10 protein-coding genes are annotated in these 6512 nt (G+C 57.4%); 1 reads left to right on the forward strand and 9 read right to left on the reverse strand.

Annotated features, from left to right (window positions below; all coding sequences use genetic code 11):
* Positions 1–97: 97 nt before the first annotated feature.
* The 9 genes from KRAC_RS60155 to KRAC_RS60190 form a co-directional block, all read right to left on the reverse strand.
* Positions 98–328, reverse strand: a complete 231-nt coding sequence (locus tag KRAC_RS60155) for a PLDc N-terminal domain-containing protein (protein WP_007923699.1) — start codon at positions 326–328, stop codon at positions 98–100.
* Positions 329–425: 97 nt separating this feature from the next.
* Positions 426–1019, reverse strand: a complete 594-nt coding sequence (locus tag KRAC_RS60160) for a CPBP family intramembrane glutamic endopeptidase (RefSeq protein WP_007923701.1) — start codon at positions 1017–1019, stop codon at positions 426–428.
* Between the two features lie 27 nt (positions 1020–1046).
* Positions 1047–1622, reverse strand: coding sequence for an ATP-binding cassette domain-containing protein (locus KRAC_RS78975; RefSeq protein ID WP_274532252.1), 576 nt, complete (start codon positions 1620–1622; stop codon positions 1047–1049).
* On the reverse strand, positions 1619–1924 hold the full coding sequence (locus KRAC_RS77985) for an ATP-binding cassette domain-containing protein (protein ID WP_274532253.1): 306 nt from the start codon (positions 1922–1924) through the stop codon (positions 1619–1621). The genes KRAC_RS78975 and KRAC_RS77985 overlap by 4 nt, the downstream gene beginning before the upstream one ends.
* Positions 1925–1969: 45 nt before the next feature.
* A complete protein-coding gene (locus tag KRAC_RS60170; protein WP_007923702.1) occupies positions 1970–2920 on the reverse strand; it encodes an ABC transporter permease in 951 nt (316 codons plus the stop codon).
* A 153-nt stretch (positions 2921–3073) separates the two neighbouring features.
* Positions 3074–4021 (reverse strand): hypothetical protein, encoded by a 948-nt coding sequence (locus KRAC_RS60175; protein WP_007923704.1) that lies wholly within the window; start codon positions 4019–4021, stop codon positions 3074–3076.
* Positions 4022–4114: 93 nt separating this feature from the next.
* Complete coding sequence (locus tag KRAC_RS60180) at positions 4115–4972, reverse strand: hypothetical protein (RefSeq protein WP_007923705.1); 858 nt, start codon at positions 4970–4972, stop codon at positions 4115–4117.
* Complete coding sequence (locus KRAC_RS60185; protein ID WP_244422672.1) at positions 4973–5515, reverse strand: RNA polymerase sigma factor; 543 nt, start codon at positions 5513–5515, stop codon at positions 4973–4975. It abuts the gene before it with no gap.
* Between the two features lie 296 nt (positions 5516–5811).
* Positions 5812–6105 carry a transposase gene (locus tag KRAC_RS60190; protein WP_157508449.1) on the reverse strand — a complete coding sequence of 98 codons (294 nt, stop codon included), beginning with the start codon at positions 6103–6105 and terminating at the stop codon, positions 5812–5814.
* A 21-nt stretch (positions 6106–6126) separates the two neighbouring features.
* On the opposite strand from KRAC_RS60190, the gene KRAC_RS60195 reads away from it, so the two are divergent.
* Positions 6127–6512 (forward strand): IS6 family transposase (locus tag KRAC_RS60195; protein ID WP_040449036.1); only part of this gene is annotated, 386 nt, incomplete at its 3' end.

Below are 6512 nucleotides of genomic sequence, written 5' to 3' on the forward strand. Positions count from 1 at the left end.
CTTCAAGGAGACCAAGCCTGGGTGTAGCGAGGGAACATCCTTCCCGACAAGAGAGACAGCCTGAATATCCTATGGTGTCACCCGCGGGACACCAAGATTAGCGCCCCATGACTTGCATGCGCTCCGGCCTGCGAGCGAAGTAGTAGATGGCCGCGCCAATCAGATTCAGCAGGACAATGAGTACGAGCCACATGACCTTGTCGTTGCCTTCCGATGGCTCGTTCATCGCGCAATCAACGATCATCCAGATCCAGAAGATCGTCCCAAAGAGCGCGATCACGCCAATCATACCCGCGAAGAGCAGAAAGAAACTCCATCCCATATGCATAAGAACAACCGCCTTTCTCTTTCCAACACCATTTTCCTCGAAGAGGATTGCCTGAGCGTGTTGTCACTCACGGCATCCCTGTGCGTCTCATTTCCCCTCAAAACAGCAGGGGAAAGAGATCACTGACCGTATTGACCAGGGTATGCGAAAGCCATCCCGGCCAGATACTTCCAGAACGAAACCGAAGCCATCCCAGAGCCCATCCTGCCAGCAGATCAAAGGGTAACACAAACCAGTAGCGCGGACTCGCCAGGAGAATCAAAAGCGTATGGGGCAGGACAAACAGAAGTGCCTGGATAGTATTTCCCATGAAAAAACCCCATCGTTTCATCAGCCAGCCGCCTAAAAGACCTCTGAAGAAGAGTTCTTCTCCCAACGTGCTGAAGAATGCTTCCGAGAAAAAGATGGACAGGAACGTTCCTGGGCCAGGAGCGAGATGGGCGTATGCCGCTTGCGTCGTGTGTGCGGCGGGATGCAGGAGCAGATCTCGTGCAAACTGCCAGAAAGTCAGCCCCGTCAGTCCTCCGATCACCAGAGCCAGGGCTACTCCAACCAGGTAATAGCGAAGAGCACTCCTGCGCCACCCAAGCAACGAAAAGATTTCTTTTACGGGCCACTTTCTCCCCCGCAAAACGCCGAGCGTAATGAACGATGGGAGTGCCCAGAGCAGAATGGTCAGATTAATATTCATACAGCAAATTCCGTCTTTTCCGTTCCGTCAGATCTGAATGGCTTGCCTGCTCGTCACCAGGAGATAGGCCTCTTCCAGGCTAGGAGAAACTTCTACGGCAGCATCGTGCGGGCGTGCGAGGCTGGCAATGCGCAGTGTGACGCCACCCATCTGATTGACCATCGTGCTCACCTGATAGCTTTCCTGCAACTGCAAAGCAGTCACCTGATCGACGGTCACACTCCAGACCTTTCCGGCAGTATTTGCCAGCAGCGCCTCTGGCGTCGTATCGGTCAGCACGCGTCCCTGCTGCAAAATCAGCAACCGGTTGGCGACGGCTTCCACATCACTGATGATGTGCGTGCTCAAAATGATGATGCGGTTGCGGGTCAGGCTGGCAAGCAGGGTGCGAAAGCGCACACGCTCGGAGGGGTCGAGTCCGGCGGTCGGCTCATCGACAATCAAGAGTTCTGGATCATTGAGCAGCGCTTGGGCGATCCCGATACGCTGTTTCATGCCGCCGGAATAGGTGGGCAACGTGTGGTCAGCTACCTGCTCCAGATTCACGACCTCCAGCACCTCATCGACGCGCCGCTTGAGCAGTGCGCCTGGCAGCCCCTTCATCGCGGCCAGGTAGCGCAGAACTGGCGTCCGGTGAACTCGGGATAGATACCAAAGTCCTGGGGCAGATACCCCAGTACCTGCCGGAGCACCTGTCCATGGGCGTGAATGTCCTGCCCATCCCAGAGAATGCGCCCCTCGGTCGGTTCCAGCAGGGTTGCGATCATGCGCATCAAGGTCGTTTTCCCTGCCCCGTTGGGTCCCACCAGGCCCAGCAGGCCTGGAGTAGCTTGTAGCGACAGCTGATGGAGCACCCACCGTTGCCCGTAACGCTTACTCAGACGTTCAATCGTCAATTCCATCATGGTTCTCTCTTTCTTTGGTTCTGCGCGGGTGCGCACAAGCCGACGTTAGTTGAGCGTCTCGCGAGAGCGCTTGAAAACGAGGGACGCGACCAGCACCAGCAGCAGGCTGAGTCCGGCCAGGAGCAGATGCGACGCAAACCAGCCGGAGAGCGCAGGCATCTTGTTCTCAACGATGGGAAGGAACTGCTGGAGCTGCGCCTCGCTGGTAGCCCTGGCTGCCGCGTCGCTGAAGTCATACGGAGAGAGCAGCCCCAGCGCAGTCACGGCGCTAGTGGGGTCCCAATTGACATACCAGCCAGGAGGGGGAGTGTCACCGAACCCCATGGGCAGGACCACTGCCCCCACGATCCATCCCACCAGGATCATGACCTTGACCAGCAGAGAGGAGCGCGGGAGGAGCGTGCCAAGGGCGAAACTGAGGCTGCTGACCAGGACCGTCGCTGGCACCACCATGCCAATCCAGAGAAGGAGCACGACATCGATGGAGGGCAAGGGATACGCCGGGACGGTCAGATGCAAAAACCAGCCCATGCCCAGGAGAGCGGTCAGCATGAGGAGAGCCAGCCCCAGGCTCATCACCAAACCGATCAGGTAGCGTCCCCAGATATAGGCCCAGGTTGGCAGCGCAGTCGTCAGAAGCAATTCATGCGTGCGCCTTTGCAGATCCCGCGTCACGCCATCAGCGGTGACAAAGGGCAGCAGGAGCACCAACAGAACGAGAGCAAGGGGCAGGGTCAGAAGTAATCCCCAGGCACTGGTTCCGGCCACAAAGCCACTGAGCACCACCGCCCCTTTCGCGTGACGGAAGGAGTCTGGCATCCCTTGGGCCCATGTCAGGAAGAGCAAGAAACAGAAGAAGCCAAGGGCCTGCAGCCAGAAGAGACGGCTGGCGCAGAAGCGGCGCAGTTCCCAGGCCATGACGCGAGCCAGCGGACGCAGACTCTTGTCGAGAGAGCGGGTACGCTTCCCGGTGCCGGTCAGCGCAGTGATATGCATACGATTCTCCTTGCGTTTGTTCGAGTTTATAGGTTCAGCGGATACTGCACGTCCCCTCTTACGAGAGAGTCCCCAAAAAAGTTCGCATCAGTGAGAGAGACGTCCATGTCAACACCCATGCGCAGCCCCGATGATCAACCGTGCATGAAGAGATTAACCGAGTGTTGCATGGGAGCGCTTGAAAGCGAGGGCCGCGACCAGCACCAGCACCAGACTGGCACCGGCCAGCAGCAAGTGGGGCACGAACCAGCCTGCGATATCAGGCATCTTGTTCTCAACGCTGAGGATGAACTGCAAAAGTTGAGCCTCGGTGGTGATTGAGGCGTTCAGGCCAATGTGATACGCAGGAAGAAGCCCGAGCGCGGTGATCCCGCTGGTTGGGTCCCAATTAACATACCAGTCAGGCAGGGCAGTGGCATCGCGAAATGAGAGGGGGATGACGAGTGCCCCGATGAGCCATCTCATCATGATCACGGCTTTGATCAGCATGGACAGGCGCGGCCACAAGGTGCTCATGGAGAAACCGACGCTGCTCACCAGGATCGTTGCCGAGAAGACCATCCCAACCCAGAGGAGGAGCACGGCGTCGGGTTGGGGGAGAGGATAGGTTGCGTCAGTCAGATGCAACAGTCCTCCCATCCCCAGAATGGAGGCGAGCAACAGCAGCGCCAGCCCCAGACCCATGATCAGGCCCGTCAGATAGCGTCCCAGGACATAGGCCCAGGTTGGGAGCGCAGTCGTCATCAGGAGTTCGTGGGTGCGCCGGTTCACATCTCGTGTCACCCCATCAGCCGTAATAAAGGGCAGCAGGAGGGCCAGGATGATCAGATAGGTGGGCAGATTCCGCAGCAGTCCTCCTGCACTGGTCCCAGCAACGTAGGCGCTGAGCTGTTCGCTGCCCGCGACCGTACCAATTTGACCTGATGCGTGGAGCGCCCATACGATGAGCAGCAGGAACCCCCAGAAGCCAAGTGCTTGAAACCAGAAGAGGCGGGAGGCGAGAAAGCGACGCACCTCCCAGGTCACCACGCGCGTCAATGGATACTGGTGCCCAGTCATCCGAGTTTGCTGCGAAGTCGCGGTCAAGACAGTGGCGTTCATGATCTTCTCCTTTTTGTTTCTCTAAGTTTGCAGGTGCAGCGAGTGGCTGCACGTCCCCTCTTACGAGTCAGCCCTCCAAAAGGTTCGCGAACATCAGCTATACGGGAGCAGGCGGTGCATGTCAGCGTGCATGCGCAGCAGCGCGATAGCCAGCAGCGCCAGGCCGATGCAGCCGAGCAGCACGAGCAGCGCGGGCATGAGCAGGAACATCTGGAGAGGGGAGATGGTACCGATGGCTAGGAAAGTCAGCCAGCTTCCATAGGCCAGGGAGGCTGCTACCTGAACCGAGAGGCGGAGCGAGAGCAGCAGAGCCAGTCCCACCACCAGGAGCAGGGGCATGAGCCAGGCAAGCGTCAACGCCAACACCTGTCCGGCCCCGCCTGCCCAGAGCATCAGACTCAGCGCGAGGGAGAGTCCGATATCATACCCTAGCACAATCACCAGCCGGGCCAGGGCCAGTTGGAGCGGAGAGGGCAGGCAGACCAGCTCTAATTCCAGCACCCGCATACCTCTCCCGCGAAAGGCAACGAGGGTTCCCAGGTAGGCCAGCAGTGGCCCGCTGGCACGCAGCACCAATTCCTGAGTGGGCAGCACATTGCTCCTCAGCACAACCACTGCGCCGAGCAGGGTGACGAGCGCACTCACCAGCCAGAAGTCCAGACCGAAGAGGCTCACCTGCGCGCGAGCAGTGGTCAGCAGGAAAGCCACGCGGTGCTGTCGATGGGAGCGGATGGCCTGGCGCACGGGCGAGTGCGTTGGTAGGGCTGTCATCAACCGGGCGATGAGACGCCTGGTGTCTGCGGGTTCCGGCTGGGGTGCCTGCCACTCGGAGAGACGATGCATGGCAGGGAGCAGATCGGCACATTCTTCTGGCGAGGCTCCCTGCTCACGCAGCGCGTCAGTTAACTGCTCTGGTCGCTCAAACGGCCAGGAGGATTGAGAATGAGGCATCTAGTCCACTCCTTTCTGTGCTGGGGCCAGCAGAATACGCAAACGGTGAACGCCCACCGAGAGCCGCGATTTGACCGTCCCCAGCGGGATGTGAAGCGTCTCAGCGATTTCTTGTAAGCTGAACCCTTGGTAAAAGCGCAACACGACCACGACGCGATATGCTTCACCAAGCTGAGTGAGCGCCACCCGCACCTCGCTGCCCAGTTCCGCTGCCAGGGCGTGTTCTTCCGGGGAAGGCTCACCATCGTACAGATGGAGCATCGCTTCCTCCTCATGACATGCTCGCCTCGACGTTCGTACCGCGGCAGACTTGAAAGAGTCGCGAGCCAGATTGGTAGCAATCATATAGAGCCAGGGCTTGAATGGGCGATGAGCCTGGTAGGTGCGCTGCCGCAGCACATGCAGCAGGGTTTCTTGAACCAGATCTTCAGCGAGATGCCGATCGCCGCCGACGAGCCGATAGAGATACCCAAGCAGTGGGCCATGGTGGCGAGTCACCAATGCGGCGAATGCTACCTGGTCGCCTATTTGAACCGCTGCCATCAACTGTTCATCGCTTCTTTCTTGCATAGGGCACGACTTTGCGAACTCCTTTCGTCAGGTACTGTTCCCTGGTACGAGCGAGGGCCATAAAAGGTTCGCACGTGTCGGGTGTATTTCCAAGATGCAAATGCCTCGCGAATCGCCCTCGTTTCCATGCCATGCGCGGGGAAAGAAGGGGTACCACTACGTAAGATTCGGTATTGTTTGTCAAGAGGGGCATTGCTCAGCTTACCAAAAATAAAAAACATGTGGGATATGAAGAAGAAAACATTTTCTTCTCTTGATGTGCCAAACTATCAAGCCGTTTTTTGTGCTCTGGCTGCATACAACGGATCAAAGTCCGCCTCGTTTTTGACGACCGCAAAGGCAATGTGTAAGAGCTTTCGCGCCGCAGCACAGCGGGCGACCTTCATGGGTTTGCCTGCCGCTCGTAAACGATCATAAAATGCCTTGATCACGGGATTGTATTGAGCAGCACTCAAGGTTGCCAAATACACTGCCGTACGAAGTGCAGCATTTCCTGTATGCCCAATGCTTGTTCGCCCATGGACACTGGTTCCCGAGGTATTGTCAACTTGCGAAGAAGCCACAATCTCTGACATACTGGTGGCATGAACAACACAAGACCTTCTCTGTACAAAGGATACCGTTTCCCATCTGAAATTATCAGCCACTGTATCTGGTTGTATTTCCGTTTCTCGCTCAGTTTCCGCGACATTGAAGAGATTATGGCTGAACGTGGGGTCGCTCTGACCTATGAAACCATCCGACAGTGGTGTCTGAAATTCGGCCAAATGTATGCTCATGAACTCAAACGTCGCCATCCAAAACCTGGTGACAAATGGCATTTGGACGAAGTCTTTCTCAAGATCAATGGGAAGCAGCACTACCTCTGGCGGGCTGTTGATCAACATGGCAACATCCTTGATATCCTGGTCCAGAGTCGACGCAACAAACAGGCGGCCAAAAAGTTCTTTCGCAAGCTCCTCAAAGGGCT

It is taken from the genome of Ktedonobacter racemifer DSM 44963, assembly GCF_000178855.1.
GTDB classification, from domain to species: domain Bacteria; phylum Chloroflexota; class Ktedonobacteria; order Ktedonobacterales; family Ktedonobacteraceae; genus Ktedonobacter; species Ktedonobacter racemifer.